This is a genomic window from Limnohabitans sp. TEGF005 (genome assembly GCF_055394835.1).
This window is the reverse complement of the sequence record NZ_AP029226.1, coordinates 610,046-628,553: the sequence shown is the minus strand read 5'-3', so window position 1 is coordinate 628,553 and position 18,508 is coordinate 610,046. Positions and strand designations below refer to the sequence as shown.

17 protein-coding genes and 1 tRNA gene are annotated in these 18,508 nt (G+C 59.3%); 8 read left to right on the top strand and 10 right to left on the bottom strand.

The genetic code is table 11. The annotated features are described in order from the left end of the window. Positions 1–2 precede the first annotated feature (2 nt). The 3 genes from gmk to ACZ5RG_RS02980 all read left to right on the top strand — a co-directional run bounded on the left by gmk (position 3) and on the right by ACZ5RG_RS02980 (position 3,228). Positions 3–623, top strand: a complete 621-nt coding sequence (gmk, locus tag ACZ5RG_RS02990; RefSeq protein WP_019429514.1) for a guanylate kinase — start codon at positions 3–5, stop codon at positions 621–623. Positions 624–654: 31 nt separating this feature from the next. Beyond that, the gene (rpoZ, locus tag ACZ5RG_RS02985; protein ID WP_026036562.1) at positions 655–855 is read left to right on the top strand and encodes a DNA-directed RNA polymerase subunit omega; all 201 of its coding nucleotides are present in this window, start codon (positions 655–657) and stop codon (positions 853–855) included. Positions 856–969: 114 nt separating this feature from the next. After that, positions 970–3,228: a bifunctional (p)ppGpp synthetase/guanosine-3',5'-bis(diphosphate) 3'-pyrophosphohydrolase gene (locus tag ACZ5RG_RS02980; RefSeq protein ID WP_315234883.1), complete on the top strand. Its 2,259-nt coding sequence runs from the start codon at positions 970–972 to the stop codon at positions 3,226–3,228. A gap of 7 nt (positions 3,229–3,235) precedes the next feature. Here the strand turns inward: ACZ5RG_RS02980 and greB are convergent, their stop codons facing one another. The 7 genes from greB to ACZ5RG_RS02945 all read right to left on the bottom strand — a co-directional run bounded on the left by greB (position 3,236) and on the right by ACZ5RG_RS02945 (position 9,320). Further along, positions 3,236–3,799, bottom strand: a complete 564-nt coding sequence (gene greB / locus ACZ5RG_RS02975) for a transcription elongation factor GreB (protein ID WP_464447748.1) — start codon at positions 3,797–3,799, stop codon at positions 3,236–3,238. 132 nt (positions 3,800–3,931) lie between these two features. Next, a tRNA-Arg gene (locus ACZ5RG_RS02970) sits at positions 3,932–4,008 on the bottom strand. 54 nt (positions 4,009–4,062) lie between these two features. Further along, on the bottom strand, positions 4,063–5,580 hold the full coding sequence (locus ACZ5RG_RS02965) for an ABC transporter substrate-binding protein (RefSeq protein WP_464447747.1): 1,518 nt from the start codon (positions 5,578–5,580) through the stop codon (positions 4,063–4,065). Further along, complete coding sequence (locus ACZ5RG_RS02960) at positions 5,577–6,512, bottom strand: ATP-binding cassette domain-containing protein (RefSeq protein WP_464447746.1); 936 nt, start codon at positions 6,510–6,512, stop codon at positions 5,577–5,579. The genes ACZ5RG_RS02965 and ACZ5RG_RS02960 overlap by 4 nt, the downstream gene beginning before the upstream one ends. Further along, the gene (locus ACZ5RG_RS02955) at positions 6,509–7,513 is read right to left on the bottom strand and encodes an ABC transporter ATP-binding protein (RefSeq protein ID WP_464447745.1); all 1,005 of its coding nucleotides are present in this window, start codon (positions 7,511–7,513) and stop codon (positions 6,509–6,511) included. The genes ACZ5RG_RS02960 and ACZ5RG_RS02955 overlap by 4 nt, the downstream gene beginning before the upstream one ends. A gap of 6 nt (positions 7,514–7,519) precedes the next feature. Continuing rightward, positions 7,520–8,365, bottom strand: coding sequence for an ABC transporter permease (locus ACZ5RG_RS02950; protein ID WP_464447744.1), 846 nt, complete (start codon positions 8,363–8,365; stop codon positions 7,520–7,522). Further along, entirely contained in the window at positions 8,355–9,320 is a 966-nt protein-coding gene (locus ACZ5RG_RS02945) for an ABC transporter permease (RefSeq protein WP_464447743.1), read from the bottom strand. The genes ACZ5RG_RS02950 and ACZ5RG_RS02945 overlap by 11 nt, the downstream gene beginning before the upstream one ends. Positions 9,321–9,364: 44 nt before the next feature. Between ACZ5RG_RS02945 and ACZ5RG_RS02940 the strand changes: the two genes are divergently transcribed. The 5 genes from ACZ5RG_RS02940 to ACZ5RG_RS02920 all read left to right on the top strand — a co-directional run bounded on the left by ACZ5RG_RS02940 (position 9,365) and on the right by ACZ5RG_RS02920 (position 15,259). Next, entirely contained in the window at positions 9,365–10,405 is a 1,041-nt protein-coding gene (locus ACZ5RG_RS02940) for a P1 family peptidase (protein ID WP_298601532.1), read from the top strand. Next, positions 10,402–11,850, top strand: a complete 1,449-nt coding sequence (gene argH / locus ACZ5RG_RS02935) for an argininosuccinate lyase (RefSeq protein WP_298601535.1) — start codon at positions 10,402–10,404, stop codon at positions 11,848–11,850. Before ACZ5RG_RS02940 ends, argH begins: the two co-directional genes overlap by 4 nt. Before the next feature lie 118 nt (positions 11,851–11,968). Then, positions 11,969–13,669, top strand: a complete 1,701-nt coding sequence (locus ACZ5RG_RS02930) for an ABC1 kinase family protein (protein ID WP_298601538.1) — start codon at positions 11,969–11,971, stop codon at positions 13,667–13,669. Positions 13,670–13,801: 132 nt separating this feature from the next. Further along, the gene (locus tag ACZ5RG_RS02925) at positions 13,802–14,638 is read left to right on the top strand and encodes a class I SAM-dependent methyltransferase (protein ID WP_312259567.1); all 837 of its coding nucleotides are present in this window, start codon (positions 13,802–13,804) and stop codon (positions 14,636–14,638) included. 126 nt (positions 14,639–14,764) lie between these two features. Further along, on the top strand, positions 14,765–15,259 hold the full coding sequence (locus tag ACZ5RG_RS02920) for a bacteriohemerythrin (RefSeq protein WP_312259568.1): 495 nt from the start codon (positions 14,765–14,767) through the stop codon (positions 15,257–15,259). A gap of 88 nt (positions 15,260–15,347) precedes the next feature. Here ACZ5RG_RS02920 and ACZ5RG_RS02915 read toward each other — a convergent pair whose 3' ends face one another. Genes ACZ5RG_RS02915 through ACZ5RG_RS02905 form a run of 3 tightly spaced genes read right to left on the bottom strand, consistent with a single transcriptional unit; the run spans position 15,348 to position 18,463 of the window. Next, positions 15,348–16,319 carry a Bug family tripartite tricarboxylate transporter substrate binding protein gene (locus tag ACZ5RG_RS02915; RefSeq protein WP_312259569.1) on the bottom strand — a complete coding sequence of 324 codons (972 nt, stop codon included), beginning with the start codon at positions 16,317–16,319 and terminating at the stop codon, positions 15,348–15,350. Positions 16,320–16,350: 31 nt separating this feature from the next. Continuing rightward, complete coding sequence (locus ACZ5RG_RS02910) at positions 16,351–17,469, bottom strand: L-talarate/galactarate dehydratase (protein WP_312259570.1); 1,119 nt, start codon at positions 17,467–17,469, stop codon at positions 16,351–16,353. A 13-nt stretch (positions 17,470–17,482) separates the two neighbouring features. After that, positions 17,483–18,463 carry a Bug family tripartite tricarboxylate transporter substrate binding protein gene (locus tag ACZ5RG_RS02905; RefSeq protein WP_464447742.1) on the bottom strand — a complete coding sequence of 327 codons (981 nt, stop codon included), beginning with the start codon at positions 18,461–18,463 and terminating at the stop codon, positions 17,483–17,485. Positions 18,464–18,508: the final 45 nt, after the last annotated feature.

Sequence of the window (18,508 nt, the reverse complement as noted above, 5' to 3'; positions counted from 1 at the left end):
GCATGGATTACCCCGGAAACCTCTTTGTCGTGGCCGCCCCCAGCGGGGCCGGCAAATCCAGTCTGGTGAAAGCCTTGATGGAGCTGGACTCGCGCGTCCAGCCCACGGTCTCGCACACCACCCGCCCCCCGCGCGGACAAGAAAAGCACGGGCGCGAGTACTTTTTCGCATCCGTTCAGGAATTTGACGCCATGGTGCTCGGCGATGCCTTTGTCGAGTGGGCGCATGTCCACGGCCAGCGCTACGGCACTTCCAAAAAGATGATCGAAGACCGCATGGCCCAAGGGGCCGATGTGATTCTAGAAATCGATTACCAGGGTGCCTTGCAGATCAAGAAGATGTATGCCAACGCGGTGCTGATCTTCATCTTGCCGCCCAGCTGGGAAGAATTGCGCTCGCGCCTGGAGCGGCGCGGCGAGGACACGGCCGAGATCATTGAACTGCGCTTGCAAAATGCCGCTGTCGAAATGGCTCAGGCCCAGGAATTCGACTTCGTTATAATCAACGAAGTATTTGATCGTGCCCTGTTTGACCTCAAAGCGGTTGTTCACGCCCAGCGGCTCAAGTACCACGTCCAGCGCCGAGCACGGCCTGACACCTTTCAAGCGCTCAAAATTGCTTGAATCACGCTCAGAAATTCTCAAGGAAAACATCATGGCCCGCATCACTGTTGAAGATTGCCTGGAACAGATCCCTAACCGCTTTCAGCTGGTTTTGGCTGCCACCTACCGTGCCCGCATGCTGAGCCAAGGTCACACACCCCGCATTGAAAGCAAAAACAAGCCTTGCGTGACCGCCTTGCGTGAAATTGCTGCAGGCAAAGTCGGCGTCGAAATGCTCAAACGCGTTTCCTGATCCGCACCCCACCCGGTACCTGCCGGGTCACAAAAGCCCCAGTGATGGGGCTTTTTTTTGTCCCACGAAAAAGCCAGCAACGCCTTGCGTTACATTGATGTCATGAGTACTGCAATGCCCCCATCCTCCAAAGCAGGTCACAGCCGCCCCAAGGCCGTGCCACCGGCTGCAGCCAATGCGGCAGCTGCCAGCTTTGCGGTGCTGGAGGCCCAACTCGGTTACCTGAACGAAGCCGAAACGGAGATGGTGCGCAAAGCCTACAAGTTCGCTGACGAAGCTCACTTGGGGCAAATGCGCAAAAGTGGCGAACCCTACATCACCCACCCCATTGCGGTAGCGGGTTTGTGCACCGAATGGAAGCTAGACGCCCAAGCATTGGCCGCCGCTTTGTTGCACGACGCCATGGAAGACTGCGGCGTCACCAAGATCGAGTTGATCGAGCGCTTTGGCTCACCGGTGGCTGAACTGGTCGATGGCCTGACCAAGCTGGACAAGCTGGAGTTCAACACCCGCGAAGAAAACCAAGCCGAGTCGTTTCGCAAGATGCTGCTGGCCATGGCCCGCGATGTGCGTGTCATCCTCATCAAGCTGGCCGACCGCACCCACAACATGCGCACCATGTCGGACATGCCGCGCAGCAAGTGGGGCCGCATTGCCTCGGAAACACTCGAAATTTACGCGCCCATTGCCCACCGTCTGGGTTTGAACCAGATTTACCGCGAACTGCAAGACCTGTCGTTCAAACACCTGCTGCCCTGGCGCTATGCGGTGCTGACCAAGGCCGTGTCACGGGCACGCAACCGCCGTCGCGATCTGATTCAAAAGGTGCAAGTCGATGTGGAAGCCGTCTTTGCGCAGGCCAAGATGGATGTGCGCATCAGTGGACGCGAAAAAACGCTCTATTCCATCTACAAAAAGATGGATGAAAAACACCTGAGCTTTGCCCAGGTGACCGACATTTATGGCTTTCGGGTCATCGTGCCCTCCGTCATTGACTGCTACACCGCCCTCGGCTGGCTGCACCAGATCTACAAGCCTGTACCTGGCAAGTTCAAAGACCACATCGCCATTGCCAAGGTCAACGGTTATCAATCACTGCACACCACGCTGGTGGGCCCGTCGGGCGTGAACGTCGAGTTCCAGATGCGCACCGAGGCCATGCACCTGGTGGCCGAGTCGGGTGTGGCCGCGCACTGGCTTTATAAAGAACACGCATCGGCCAATGCCCAGTCAGAGCGTTTGGGCACGCAATGGCTGCAATCGCTTTTGGACATCCAGACCGAGACGCGCGATGCGGCTGAGTTCTGGGACCACGTCAAGGTCGACCTGTTCCCCGATGCGGTTTATGTGTTCACTCCTAAGAGCCAGATCATGGCCTTGCCGCGCGGTGCCACAGTGGTGGACTTTGCCTACGCCATCCACAGCCGGGTGGGCGACCACGCGATGGCGGCCCGCATCAATGGCGACCAGGTGCCACTGCGCACCGAGCTCAAAAACGGCGATGTGATCGAAGTGATCACTGCACCCGTTTCGGCCCCCAACCCGGCTTGGCTGGGTTTTGTGCGCACCGGAAGGGCCCGCTCCAAAATTCGCCACCACCTCAAAACCATGGCACAGACCGAGTCGGTCGAGCTGGGTGAAAAACTCCTGACCCAATCGTTGCGCGCAGAGGGCATCGACAAACTGCCTGCGGACGACGATGCACACCAAGCGCTGTGGGAAAAGCTGTTGCGCTTCACAGGCAACCGCAACCAGCAAGATTTGTTGATGGACATCGGTTTAGGCAAACGCATTGCCACCATCGTGGCCAAGCGCTTGGCCGCCTTATTGTCAGAATTGGGCCAAAAACCCGATGCATTGCTGATGACCCGAGAGCGCTTCACCGCGCACGAATCCATCTCGCAAGGTGCCATCACCCTCGATGGCAGTGAAAACGCATCGGTGGTCTATTCACGATGCTGTCGTCCCTTGCCGGGTGACGACATCGTGGGCTATTTGGGCCGTGGTGAAGGTTTGGCCGTGCACACCCGTGACTGCGCCACGGCAAGAAAACTGGAACACAAGGACCGGGAGCGCTTCATTGGCGTCGAATGGTCCGACGAGTTAACGCGCAATTTTGAAACCAGCATCAATGTCACCGTCGTCAACGGCAAAGGTGTCTTGGCCAGAGTGGCTGGGGCATTGGCCAGCGCTGAAACCGATATCGTTCACGTCGACATGGGCCACGAAACACCACAAGACACGGCCGAGTTGAAGTTCGTGGTCGCCGTGCGCGACACCACTCACCTCGAACAAGTGCTGCGCCACCTCAAACGCACACCTTCCGTGATCCAGGCGGACCGACAAACCAACAAAGGCAGCTCAGCCTCTTGAGGCGGCCTCAGGCCTGCTCCCCCAAAGGCGGGGCAGGATAACTGACCTGCAAAACCTCGATCTCCAGCACACCTGCAGGCGTGACCAGCCTCAGCTCGTCGCCTTCGCGTGACTTGACCAAGGTACGTGCGATTGGCGAGACCCAACTGACCTGTCCTTGCAAACTGTCAGCTTCGTCAATGCCCAAAATCGTCACCGTGCGTTCGGTGCCCGAGGCTTCGACATAGGTGACCGTGGCACCAAAAAAAACCTGATCGCTGCCGTGGTGCACCGCTGGGTCCACCACTTCGGCCAGCTCCAGACGCTTGGTCAGGAAACGAATCCGCCTGTCTATTTCACGCAAGCGTTTTTTGCCATAAATGTAGTCACCGTTTTCTGATCGGTCACCATTGCTGGCCGCCCAGTGCACGATCTCGACCACTTTAGGACGCTCATCGTCAATCAACCCAAAGAGCTCGGCCCTCAAACGGGCATAACCTGCTGGCGTCATGTAATTGCGCGCACCTTTGGGCAAGGCGGGCAAACCCAAATCGTCGTCATCCTCGGTGTCTTGGTTGGGGGCTTTGCTCATGTCGTGATGCTACAGAGGCAAGTGAAAGACGCAAGGATCTCTGGATGGTGATGGGCACGCGCTATTAGCGGCACATTTTGAGGAGCAGAAATAGAAAAAGCCCACAACTTTCGTTGTGGGCTTTCTAATTTTTGGTGCGGCTGGCAGGAATCGAACCCACGACCCCTTGGTTCGTAGCCAAGTACTCTATCCAGCTGAGCTACAGCCGCATCATGCATCGAATTATAGCAAGCTTTTTTGGCCCATTTGAGCCAGCCCGCAATTTATTGCCAGGAAACTGCCGACATGTCGTTCGCAAAAACCGGCGAGCTCGACCACAGGCCCTTCAGGCCTTTGCGATACACCGCTGTGTTGGATGCATTGAACAAAAACACGTTGACTGCATCCTTGGCAATCATGCGTTGCATGTCGCCAAACAACTGGGTGCGCTCCTTGGCTGTCGTGGTGGAAGAATGTTTGGCCGCCAGATCACGGAAAGCCTTGCTGTCGTACCCCCAGTAATACTGCGGGTTGGCATAGTTCATATAGTCCAGCGGCTCAACGTGATTGATGACCGTCAGGTCAAAGTTACCCTTGAAGGTACCGCCCAGCCATTGAGCCCATTCGACGTTTTCGATCTTGGCGATGATGCCCACCTTGGCCAGTTGTGCCGCGAGAATCTCGCCGCCCTTGCGTGCATAGGGTGGCGGCGGCAAGGTCAAGGTCACATTCAGCGGTGTCTGGACACCGGCTTCCTTGAGCAGGGCTTTGGCTTTTTCTGGGTCATACCCGTAGGTGCCACTCAACTCGACATAGCCCGCATCGGTGGGGGCCATGTGACTGCCGATGGGTTTGGCCAGCCCTTCAAAAACACCATCGATGAACGCCTTTTTATCGATCGCATGCGACAAAGCACGGCGCACGCGCACATCGTCAAACGGCTTCTTGCGGTTGTTGATGGTCATGATGCCTTTGCCAGCCGTACTGCCGACTTCAACCATGAAGCGCTTGTCGGCCTGAAACTGCTTCAGGCTTTGTGGCGATTGAAAGCGGGGCATGCCATCGATGTCGCCAGCCAACAAAGCAGCCACCTGGGCAGCCGAATCGTTGATGAAACGGAAAGTGACTTTCTTCACCTTGATCGCGTTGGCATCGCGAAAACCATCCCATTTAGACAGCGTGACTGCCGTGCCCTTGGCCCAGCTGTCGAGTTTGTAGGGGCCTGTGCCGATCGGTTTGGTGGCGGCGTTGGCCGCGCTGTCGGGGTGCAGGATGACCGCTGTGTTTTCACCCATGCGGAACAAGAAGTTGCCATCCGGGTTGTTCAGCACCAACACCACGGTGTGCGCATCGGGCGTTGAAATGTGGCTGATGTTGTTGAACACTGCACCTTTGGCTTTGTTCGTGCTCTTGGGGTCTTTGGCACGTTCAACACTGAACTTCACTGCCGCAGAGTCAAAAGGACTGCCATCCTGAAACTTCACGCCTTTGCGCAGCTTGAAGGTGTAGGCCTTGCCGTCGGCGTCCATTTTCCAGCTCTCGGCCAACAAAGGACTGATGGAGCCATCGACGTTGATCTTGGTCAGGCCTTCGAGGATGTTGTAGTGCACCACTTCGCCAATGGCCGCAGCGGGGGCCATGGTGGGATCGAGGCTGGTGGGCTCCAAAATCATGCCCAAAATCACGCTGTCCTTGCGCGATTGAGCTTGCGCCTGCAACGGTGCCCAGGCCAAGCTGGCAGCTAGCAGGGCCACCGCGCTCAGGCCTGCAGTGCGGCGCGTGATGGGGAATTGAACTTTCATGTCTTCTCCTGATCTAAAAATGCGTCCCGTGTACCGGGCACGGCTGAAATGAGCATCCGAGTGTAAGGATGCGCGGCATGCTGAAAAATTTGTGCTGAGGGGCCTTGTTCAACCACTTGGCCAGACTGTAAAACCAACACATCGTCGCACATGAGATTAACGACGGCAAGGTCGTGGCTGACCAACAAATAGCTCAAACCGTGGCGATCTTGCAGGTCCATCATCAGGTTGAGCACCTGCGCCTGCACCGACACATCCAGGGCACTCACAGGCTCATCGGCCACGATCAAGGCAGGGCGAGTAATCAAGGCCCGGGCGATGGCGATGCGCTGGCGTTGCCCCCCCGAAAATTCGTGGGGGTATTTGTCCAGATCGGCGGTTCTGAGGCCCACTTCGCTCAAGGCCTCAGCGGCGCGGTCGCGCAGCTCGGTTTGACTCACGGCGCGGTCGCGCAGCTCGGTTTGACTCACGGCGCGGTCACGCAGCTCGGTTTGACTCACGGCGCGCTCGCGCAACGTCGAGCGACTGTCTGCTGGGGGCTGCAAAGTCAAGATCGGCTCGGTCACGATGCTCAGCACTTTTTGACGGGGATCGAGTGAGCCATAAGGATCTTGAAACACCATTTGAAAACCGCTGCGCAAATGCCGCAATGCAGCCGGAGCGGCTTTGTGCACATCCACGCCGTTGAACAACACCTGCCCCTCGCTGGGTTGATCGAGCGCCATCACCAAACGGGCCAGCGTCGATTTGCCAGAGCCAGACTCCCCCACAATGCCCAAGCTCTTGCCCGGCTGCAGCTTGAAACTCACGTTCGACAAGGCCGGCAAGCTCTTGGCGGGGCCCCACAGGGACGATCGTGGCAGGGCAAAACGCCGCCCCAACTGCCGAACTTCCAGCAGCGGTGGCGTGGTCGGTGTCTGGGCCTTCGTCATGACAGCCTCCAGCGCGGACAACACACCACATGGGCTTGATCGGTGGGGCTGGGCGGTGCCACGGTTTCGGCTTGAGGCGGGGTGCGACGGCAATCGTCTACAGCCCAAGCGCAGCGGTCCGCAAAGGCACAGCCCGTCGGCAAATCCATCAACTCAGGCACGCTGCCGGCAATCGTGCTCAAGCGTGTCCCGCGGGCCAAGCCCAAACGTGGCCGCGCCGCAAAAAGCCCCCGCGTGTAGGGGTGCGCACGGTGGGCAAACAAGTCAGGGGTGGTCGCGCTTTCGACCACCGAGCCGCCATACATGACCATCACACGGTCCACCTGGTCTTGCATCAGGCCCAGATCATGGCTGATCAGCAGCAAGCCCATGCCGTCTTCGTGGACCAATTGCTTGATCAAGGCCAGCACCTCTTTTTGCACCGTCACATCCAGCGCCGTGGTGGGCTCGTCGGCAATCAGCAAATCGGGACTGCAAGCCAAAGCCATGGAGATCATGACGCGCTGTCGCTGACCGCCCGACAGCTCGTGCGGATACGCGTCAAGACGCTCTCGCGCCCGAGGCAGCTGCACACGATCGAGCAATTGCAGGGCACGCGCCTTGGCTTGGGCCACCCCCATGTGCTGGTGCAAACGCACGGGCTCGGCAATTTGTTTCCAGATGGGGTGCAGCGGGTTGAGTGCCGTCATCGGCTCTTGAAAAATCATGGCCATGCGCGCTCCGCGCAACTGGCACAGCTGGGGCTCAGGCATGCCCACCAGCTCTTGGCCTTGCAACAAAATCGACCCGCTGACCTGTGCACGTTCGGGCAGCAAGCCCATCAATGCCAAAGCGGTGAGCGATTTGCCGCAACCACTTTCTCCAATCAAACCGACCGTCTGGCCACGCTCGAGTTGCAGCGACACGCCACGCAGGGCCTGCGCCCAACCCCGTGCCGTGGGCAAAGTGACCCGCAAGTCGGTCACTTGCAGCAAAGGCTTGGAGGTAGACATTTCAGCCATGCGCGTTCACCGTTGTCTGGCCAAACGCGGGTCCAGCACGTCGCGCAAGCCGTCGCCCAACAGGTTCAAGCCCAGTACCGCCAGCGCAATGGCCGCGCCCGGGTAAACCGCCAGCAAAGGGGCTTGGAACATTTGCGATTGCGCCTCATTGAGCATGCGACCCCAACTGGGCTGGGGCGGTTGCGTGCCCAAGCCCAAATAAGACAGCGCCGCCTCGGCCAAGATGGCGATGGCAAACTGGATGGTGGACTGCACGATCAGCACACTGGCGATGTTGGGCAACACATGCACCCGTGTGATGGCCAGCGGCCCTTGGCCCGCGGCGCGGGCGGCGGCAGTGAAGTCGCGCGACCACACGGCATTGGCCGCGCCACGCGTGATGCGGGCAAACACCGGGATGTTGAAAATGCCAATGGCCACAATGCTGACCACCAAACCCGGTCCGTAAATGGCGGTCAGCATGATGGCCGACAACAAAGCCGGAAAGGCAAAGGTGAAGTCCGATGCACGCATGATGACTTCCTCAACCCAGCCACGCCGTGCCGACGCCAGCAAGCCCAAAGGCACGCCCACCCCCAAGCCGATGCCCACCGCGATGAAGCCCACCAACAAAGAATTTTGACTGCCGACCAAGAGCAAAGCGCCGATGTCGCGCCCCAAGCTGTCGGTGCCCAACCAATGCGCTGCGCTGGGCATGGCCAGTTTGTTCGGTATATCGATGTCGCCCACCGGGTAAGGCGACCAAAACAAAGACAGCAGCGCACACGACACCATCAGCAAGACCACGGCCCCGCCTGTCACGAAACTGGGGTGCCGACAAGCGCGACGGATCAACGTGTTTTTATCCGGCATAGCCCGCCTTCAGACGTGGATCGATCCATGCATAAAGCACATCAATACAGAAATTGATGAGGATGACCAAGGCGGCCAACAACATGACCACATCGCGCACCACGATCAGATCGCGGTTGGCAATGGCCTGAAAGATCAGTCGCCCGATGCCCGGCAACACAAACACGTTTTCAATCACGATGGCGCTGGTGATCAGGTTGCCAAACTGCAAGCCCATCACCGTGAGCACTGGGATCATGGCATTGCGCAACACATGCCCCCACAGCACTTGGCGGCGCGACAGCCCTTTGGCCCGTGCGGTTCGCACAAAATCTTCACGCAATGTGTCAAGCACGGCCGAACGCGTCACCCGCGTCAAAATCGCCGTTTGCACCGCCGCCAGTGCCATGGCCGGCAGCAGCAGGGCCTTGATGCCCTCGACCATCCCGCCACCTGTTTCTTCCGTCCATCCCGGAAAACCGCCTGCGCTGACCCACTCCAAGTGCACCGCAAACAGCAAAATCAACAAGATGGCCAGCCAAAAATTCGGCAAGGCCAGGCCCAACTGGCTGAGCGTCATCACCCCCAGATCACCCGCCTTGTTTTGCTGCGAGGCGGCATAGATGCCCAGCGCCAGCGCCAACGCCACCGTCAAGCCCATGGCCATGACGGCCAGCGGCAAAGTGACCTGCAAACGCTCGGCCATCAACTGGGCGGTGGGGGTGTCGTAAGAAATACTCAGGCCGGTTTGCCCCTGCAACAGCCCACCGACCCAATTCGCATAGCGGGTGGCGGCAGGCTGGTTCAGGCCCAGCTTGTCTTCCATGGCGGCCATCGACTCGGGCGTGGCTGTTTCGCCCAAAATCACTTGAGCGGCATTGCCGGGCAGCAACTCGAGCACGGCAAACACCACGACCGACGTGGCCAACAGGGTCAACACAAAGCTCAGCAGCCGTCTCAAAACGAACAGGGGCACACGCTATCCTTGGGGTCTGTGAGCAACGACGAACAGGGTTTTCAATGGCATCGCAAATGATTGTAAACAGCGAACACGGCAGCATTGTGGATGTGCCGGGTTTACAGGTCGGCCACTTCACGCTCAGCGAACGCCTGACGGGCTGCTCGGTGGTGCTGGCCCCCGAAGGCGCTGTAGGTGCAGTGGATGTTCGAGGTGCCGCGCCGGGCACGCGCGAAACCGATTTGCTCGACCCCGCCAACTTGGTAGACAAAGTGCACGCCGTGCTGCTCAGCGGCGGCAGTGCTTTTGGTCTGGATGCCGCCAGCGGCGTGGTGCGGTGGCTGGAGGAACACGGCATTGGCTTTGAAACCGGCTATGGCCGCGTGCCCATCGTGCCAGCGGCCGTCTTGTTTGACTTGCCCGTGGTCCGCCCAGGCGACGACCCCAAAGCACGCCCCCAAGCCGAGGCCGGTTACGCCGCCTGCCAAGCGGCATCGACCGCACAGCCGGCGGCAGGCAATGTGGGCGCGGGTGCCGGCGCCTGCGTGGGCAAACTGTTTGGCCTGGACCGCTGCATGAAAGGGGGCATCGGCAACGCCAGCGTGCGCGTAGGCCCCTGGGTGGTCGGTGCTTTGGTGGCCTGCAACGCGGTGGGCGATGTGATCGACCCGGCCAGCGGACAGGTATTGGCGGGTGCCCGCACAGCCGATGGCACAGGCCTGCTGGACAGCCAACGCGCCTTGTTGGCGGGCGAGCGGGGCAAGCGCCCATTGCCCGGCACCAACACCACCATCGGGGTGGTGGCCACCAACGCCACACTCACCAAAGCCCAGGCCAAACGCCTGGCTATGAGCGCCCACGACGGACTGGCCCGCAGCATCCGGCCCGCCCACACCCCGCTCGACGGTGACACCTTGTTTGCCCTGGCCACCGGCACCGAAGCCAGCCCGGCCGATCTGATGCTGCTCACCGTGATGGCCGCCGAAGCCACGGCATTGGCCACGCTCGACGCCATACGACAAGCACAGAGCATCGAAACAACTGGCGGGACAGTGCCTGCGGCCTCTGCCTGGCAGCCGTCCGATAAAATCTCTCACCTATGACAAACCAACTCGACAAAAAATCCCAAGCCTGGTCCGCGCTCTTTTCTGAACCCATGAGCGAGTTGGTCAAGCGCTACACCGCCAGCGTCTTCTTTGACAAACGCCTCTGGCAAGCCGACATCACCGGCAGCTTGGCCCACGCCGACATGCTGGCCGCCCAGAACATCATTGGCGCCAGCGATCTGGCCGACATCCAGCGCGGCATGGCGCAAATCACGCAAGAGATCGAATCCGGCGCTTTTGAATGGAAGCTGGACCTGGAAGACGTGCACCTGAACATCGAGGCGCGCCTGACCCAGCTGGTGGGCGACGCAGGCAAGCGCCTGCACACCGGGCGCAGCCGCAATGACCAAGTGGCCACCGATGTGCGCCTGTGGTTGCGCACCGAGATGGACCTGATCATCGATTTGTTGGCCGACCTGCAAAAGTCGCTGGTCGATGTGGCCGAGCAAAACGTCGAGGTCATCATGCCCGGCTTCACCCACTTGCAAGTGGCCCAGCCCGTGAGCTTTGCGCACCATTTGCTGGCCTATGTAGAAATGTTTGCCCGTGACGCCGAGCGCATGGTGGACGTGCGCCGACGCACCAACCGCCTGCCATTGGGCAGCGCCGCCTTGGCAGGCACCACCTACCCACTGGACCGCGAACGCGTGGCCCGCAGTCTGGGCATGGTCGATGAAGCGGGCCAGCCACAGGTCTGCCAAAACAGCCTGGACGGTGTGAGCGACCGCGACTTCGCCATCGAATTCACCGCCGCCGCTTCGCTTTGCATGGTGCACATCAGCCGCTTCAGCGAAGAGCTGATCTTGTGGATGAGCCAGAACTTTGGCTTTGTGCGCATTGCCGACCGCTTCACCACCGGCTCGTCCATCATGCCGCAGAAGAAAAACCCCGACGTGCCTGAACTGGCACGCGGCAAGACAGGCCGTGTGGTGGGCCACCTGATGGGCCTGATCACCTTGATGAAGGGCCAACCCCTGGCCTACAACAAAGACAACCAAGAAGACAAAGAGCCCCTGTTTGACACCGTGGACACGCTCAAGGACACCTTGCGCATCTTCAGCGAAATGGTGGGTGGCCAAGTCAACCCAGCCACGGGCCGCAAAGAAGGCGGCATCACCGTCAACGCCGCCGCCATGGAAGCGGCCGTGAAAAAGGGCTACGCCACTGCCACCGACCTGGCCGACTATCTGGTCAAAAAAGGGTTGCCTTTCCGCGATGCGCACGAAGTGGTGGCCCATGCCGTCAAGACCGCGCAAGGCCTGGGCGTGGACTTGTCAGAGTTGCCGCTCGAAACCCTGCAAAAGTTTGACAGCCGCATTGAAGCCGATGTGTTCGGGCCGCTCAGCCTGCAAGGGTCTTTGAACGCCCGCAACACTTTGGGCGGCACCGCGCCCGCGCAAGTGCGTCTGCAAATTGGGCGGCACCGGGTGCGTCTCGCCTGATCAGCGACATGCCTGCCTATTGGGCAAGCATTTAATTGGGCAAGCATTTAGTTTGAGGCGAATCAAACACTTGCCATCTGGTTCACCTGCCCCCTGAAAACTTGACTAGCATCAGCGCATGTTGATGCAAACGCTGAGTGCAGCCCGTGACCTGGGGCGTCTGAACACGATTTTGGGGGTGCTGATTCGCCATGGTTTTGGCGACAGCGTGCGTCGCTTGGGACTGGCCGACACGTTGGAAAAGGCCGGGCACGCACTGCACTGGGACCATGCGGCCGATCTGGCCCGCCTGCCGCCCCCGGTGCAAGTTCGGTTGGCGCTCGAGGAGCTGGGGCCCACCTTTGTGAAACTGGGACAAATCTTGGCGGGGCGGGCTGACTTGTTTGGCCCCGAATGGATTACCGAGTTTGAAAAACTGCACAGCCAAGTACCGGCTCTGCCCTTAGATGACTTGCGGGCCCAATTGGTACAGGATTTGGGTCAGCAGCCTGAAGCCGTGTTCAAACGGTTCGACACCCTTCCCTTGGCTGCGGCCTCGATGGCGCAAGTGCACGGCGCACAGCTCCAGGATGGCACCGAGGTCGTTGTGAAAATTCGCCGCCCTGGCATCACCGAAACAGTGGCTGCCGATTTGCGGTGGCTGGCCAAGCTGGCCACCTTGGCCGAAGCGCAGTTGCCTCTGCTCAAACCCTACAGACCGCAACAACTGGTGCGCGAATTGACCCGGTCATTGACCCGAGAACTTGATCTGGCAAGCGAATGCCGCAACGCTGAGCGCATCGCGGCCAATCTGGCGCAGATGCCGTGGATCGTGATTCCGCGCGTGCATTGGGCTTTCACACACGAACGCATCAATGTGCAAGATCGCATTGTGGGCATTGCCGGACACCAACTGGACTTGCTGGACCAGAACGGTTACGACCGCCAACTGCTGGCACGACGTGGTGCAAATGCGGTACTCAAAATGATCGTGGAAGATGGCTTTTTTCATGCCGACCCACACCCAGGCAATGTGCTCTACCTGCCCGGTAACGTCATCGCGTTCATCGACTTTGGCATGGTCGGACGCTTGTCCAGGCGACGCCGTGAGGACCTGCTGAACTTGTTGCTGGGCTTGGTTGAACGCAAACCCGAAGCGGTTGCCGACGTGCTGCTGGAATGGACAGGGGATGAACAGGGCGTGCAACTGGAGACACTGGAAGGCGAAATCGAGGCCTTTGTCGACCAGTATTACGGTGTGCCACTGGCGCAACTGAGTTTGGGACAGATGCTGAACGATGTCACCGCCATTTTGCGTGAGCACCGTTTGGCTTTGCCCAGTGATCTGGCGCTGCTCATCAAGGCCTTCATCACGCTGGAGGGCATGGGTCGTGGCCTGGACCCTGGCTTTCACATGGCCGCAGAGGCCCTGCCCTTGCTGCGCAAAGTGCTGCGTGCCCGCTACAAACCCAAAGTGCTTGCGCAACGGGCTTGGCACGCGTTGAGCCGCAGCTTGCAACTGGTCGGGCAACTGCCGCACGATGTGTCGCGTCTGCTGCGCAGTGCCCGTCATGGCCAATGGCATATGGCCCTGGAGTTGACCCACCTCAAACGGGTGGGCAACCAAATCAACCAAGCGGCCAATCGCATGGCCATGGCGTTGGTGATAGCCGCCCTGATCGTGGGCTCGTCCATCGTGATGACGGTGCAAGGTGGACCCACGCTGTGGGGGCTACCTGCGTTTGGTTTTATGGGCTTTTGCGGTGCGGTGCTGGGCGGTATATGGCTGGTGCGTGCCATCTGGCGAAGCAGCCACCAAAGCGACGACAGCGACCACTGATCATTCGCGGTCTGGGTACGTCCACGCACAGACCCCATGGCCCCAAGGCCCAAGACTGAACCCTGTTAGCGCGTCACAGCACACACCACCGCTGTTGATTTAAAAACCGGATGAGTCTCAAGGAGGTCACGCATGCAATTCCACACCCAGTCGTCTCAAATTGAAAAGCTGCAAGGCGTGCCACGCACCTTGCTGGTGCCATTGGCGGCCCGTGCGCAAGGCGGTGCTTCGTTTCCGGCATTGGATCCCCATGACCGCTATGCCCGAGAACTGCTCTCAGCCCTGGGCACAGAAGCACAAACCGACCTCAGTGATGTGCCTGTCGTGGTCAATGTGCTTTGGCGAACCGGCTTGATCAAACAAATGGGCCGCGATTTTTTTAACCGCTACCCCGAAGGGCTGGGTGTCAATCTGGGTGCGGGATTGGCGCATTATTTTCAATGGCTTGGCCAAGAGAACAACGCGTGGGTGGATGTGGATCTGGAACAGGTGATTGAACTGCGGCAGTTGTTCATGCCGCCAACGTCTTCGCAGTGTGACAACCATGCCATGGACATCACCGAGCCAGGCTGGTGGCAACGCCTGTCGGGGCACCAGCGTCATTCAAGGCAGCCGGTTTTAGTGGTCTGCGAAGGGGTGTTGATGTATTTGCAGCCCTTCAAGGTGAACCGCATCATCCGTGAAATCGGTGAAAACGCGCCAGATGGCTCTGAACTGGTGCTGGACTTCATTTCACCTTTGGCCGTGGGCCCTACAGCGATGCTGAAGCAGCAAGAAGACCCCGATGCCCCGTTCACTTGGGGCGTGCACAACGGTCAAGAGATTTCCCACTTACACCCGCGACTGGAATTGCTGTCTCAGCACAGTGTGTCAGAGGCTTATGGAATGGGTGCCACTTGGGCCGAGATGTATTGGCGCATGTTCACAGCGGGCCCGCTTTATGGCATGGCCCGATTCAGAATATCGTAGCCAGCGCAAACCCCGGCTGGGCCTGCAATGTGAAGAAAGACCATGGAACACATCCGGCCATGACATCCGCGATAATTTGCAGGCCAACCGGCCGTCTTACAACCACACTGTCCTTTCATGCACACCATGACCACCCCTGCTGAAACCACGCCCAATCTGATGCCCTGGACCGATTCGCTCAACACGGGCGATGCACGAATGGATGAAACGCACCAGGAGTTCGTGGACATGATCAACACGATCTTAGCCACGCCGGAAGAAGAACAACTGCCGGTTTACAAGGCGTTTTTGAACCACACGGTGGAACACTTTGCGCAGGAAGAGCGTTGGATGCTGGCCACCGGGTTTTCGGCCGACAACTGCCACGCCGAGCACCACGCCACCATTCTGGAAACCATGCGCGTGGTGGAAGCCCATTACCTGGACACCGACAAGCAAATCATCACCCGCATGGCCGAAGCGCTGGCCGAGTGGTTTCCGGGCCACGCCAACAGCATGGACGCTGGCTTGGCGGCGCACCTGCAGTCGGTGGGCTTTGACAGCGTGACCGAAACCCTGGCCGACCCATCGGCCATCAAAAACGTGACCATGTCGGGCTGCGGCAGCGTGAGCTGCAGTTAAGCCCTGCCCATTTGGACCTCAACCCCTGACAGGTTGAGGCCTTTTTGAAACAGGTCCAAACGCGGGTTCAGTGAACTTCAAACGCTGGTCACTCCAGCGTGATTTTTTCGTCCTTGACAATTTTGGCCATCGCTGGAATTTCTAAGCGCATCCATTGGGCGAATTGGTCGGGTGTCATGCCAGAGGGCTCTGCGCCCAATGCGGTCAAACGCTCTTTGATCTCGGGCAGGGCGGCAATGCGTTGAATCTCGGCATGCAATTTGTCAATGACCGCCTTGGGTGTGCCCGCTGGCGCCAGCAGCCCCTGAAAACTACCTGTCAAAAAGCCGGGCAGCGACTCCGAAACGGTGGGCGTTTCAGGCATTTGCGCGTTGCGTTTGGTGCTCGAGATGGCGATCAATTTGATCTTGCCCGCCTTGACGTGCGGATAGGTGGCAACCATGCCATTGAACATGACGTCAACTTGTCCGCCGATCAAATCGGTGATGGCTTGTGCACCGCCTTTGTAAGGCACATAACCCCACTCAATGCCGTTGCGCTGGGCGTACATGACGCCAGCCAGATGCGAGGCGCTGCCCATGCCAGCAGCCACGGCGTAATTGAGCTTGCCTTTTTGTGATTTGGCATAGGCCACCAATTCTGCAGGTGTGTTGGCAGGCACTTTGGTGCTGACCGCCAGCAAATGGGGGGAATAGGCCACCATGGCGACGGGTGCAAAGTCTTTCTCGACATTGAAGGGCAGTTTGAACAAAGCAGGGCTGATCACCAAATTGCCCACATCCATCAGCACCAAGGTATGGCCATCGGCGGCAGACTTGGCCACCGCATCAGCACCCAGGTTACCGCTGGAGCCTGGACGGTTTTCAACCACCACGGCTTGGCCCCAACTCTCGGTGATTTTTTGACCAAAGATTCGGGCCAAGACATCTGACGTGCCACCCGCTGGGAACGGCACCACAATTTTGATGGGTTTGGTCGGGTAAGTTGCCTGCGCCCAAGCAGGTGCCATGGGCGTGATCAGAACCGCTGCCAATGCAGCAAATAAAAATGACTTGTTCATACCAATCTCCGGTTTAAAAAACACGCTGTCATCACGAAAACTCGAAACTGCCCTGAGTCCACCGCCGGGCCTGCTCGCTCAGTGAAACGCCCAGGCCAAGCCGGGTAGGCACCAGCATGCGGCCGTCTTTAATCTGGATGCGCTCATTGAACAGCGGTTCGAGCCATTCGAAGTGCTCGACCCACGGTTCGGTTTTGTAATTGGCCGCCAAGTGGATGTGCAGCTCCATGGCAAAGTGCGGGGCCAGCATGATGCCTGCGTGTTCGGCCAACTGCGCGATCTTGAGAAAAGGCGTGATACCGCCCACACGCGGGCCGTCGGGCATCAGAAAATCGGCGGCGCGGTGGCGAATCAGATCCCAGTGTTCCTGCACGCTGGTCAGCATTTCGCCTGTCGCAATGGGGGTGTCGAACTGGGCGGCCAGCGCGGCGTGGCCTTCGTGGTCATAGGCGTCCAGAGGCTCCTCAATCCAGATCAGGTTCATGGGCTCGAGACGGCGGCACATGCGCTGCGCGGTCGGGCGGTCCCATTGCTGGTTGGCGTCCACCATGATCGGAAAGCGGTCACCCAGATGCTGGCGCACGGCACTCACACGCTCGATGTCTTTATCGCAGTCGGGCTGCCCCACTTTGAGCTTGATGCCGCCAATGCCCTTGTCTACCGAGGCTGCAGCGTTGACCAGCAACTGGTCAAGCGGTGTGTGCAAGAACCCGCCCGAGGTGTTGTAGCAGCGCACGCTGTCTCTGTGCGTGCCCAGCAGCTTGGCCAACGACAAGCCTGCGCGTTTGGCTTTCATGTCCCACAGGGCCACATCGAACGCGCCAATGGCCTGCACGCTCAAGCCGCTGCGGCCCACCGAAGCGCCTGCCCAGCACAGCTTGTCCCAAAGCTTGGCAATGTCGTTGGGGTCTTCGCCGATCAAGACCGGTGCAATCTCTTTGGCATGCGCAAACTGGCCGGGGCCGCCTGCACGTTTTGAATAGCTGAAGCCTACGCCCTCGGCACCGTCCCGGGTCTTGATTTCAACAAACAAGATAGCGATTTCGGTCATCGGTTTTTGACGACCGGTCAGCACCTTGGCGTCGCTGATGGGGTTGGCCAGGGGCAAGGTGCAGGCGGACACCCGCACCCAGGAAATGGCGTCGGACATGAGGGCTTCTTTCTTATTCGGGCTTGATGCCTGCGGCCTTGATCACACGGGTCCATTGGTCCAGCTCGGATTTGACAAAAGCCGTGTAGGGCTTGTTACCCGACGCGGGAATGACAAAACCGGTGGAAGTCAGGCGCTGGCGGAAGTTGGCCGATTGCATAGCTTGGGCCGTGGCCGCTTCGAGCTTGTCCACGATGGGCTGGGGCGTGCCCTTGGCCACCGACAAACCCGACCAAGACAGGGCTTCAAAGCCTTTGTAGCCAGACTCGGCAATGGTGGGCACATCGGGATAAAGCGCGTTGCGCTCCTTGCTGGTCACGGCCAGTGCCCGCAACTTGCCCGCCTTGACGTGTGGCAGCGCCACGTCTTGGTTCAGAAAGACCATGGGAATGGTGCCCGCCAGCAAGTCGTTGAGCATGGGACCACCGCCCTTGTAGGGGATGCCCGTCATGAACACACCCGTGGTTTGTTTGAACAATTCCATGGCCATGTGGCCTGAGGCGGCGTGGGTGAAACCGTAATCCAACTTGCCAGGATTTTTCTTGGCGTGGTCGACCAGATCCTTCACGGTCTTGAACGGTTGTGCTGGATGCACCAGCAACACGTTAGGCCCCGAGTGCACTTGCGTGAGGTGAATGAAGTCGGTCAGCGAGTTGTACTTGAGGTTGGGGTCTAGGCCATGCGCCACGGCGTTTTGACCCACACCGGTCTGGATCAGGGTGTAGCCATCGGCCGGCATTTTGGCCGCACGATCGGTGCCCACCACGCCACCGGCACCACCAATGTTTTCGACCACCACGGGCTGCTTGAGGACTTTAGCCAATTCCTCAGCCATCAAGCGGCCCATGACATCGCTGGTGCCTCCGGGTGGGAAAGCCACGATCAGCTTGATGGGTTTGTTGGGGTAATCGGCTTGCGCAATGCCCTGTCCTTGGCCCAGCAAGCCCAGACCGGCGAGGCCGATCGCGGTCAGCAGTTGGCGTTTTTTCATCATGGTTGTCTCCTGGCGTTATGGTGTCAAAAATCAAAAAAAGGACGT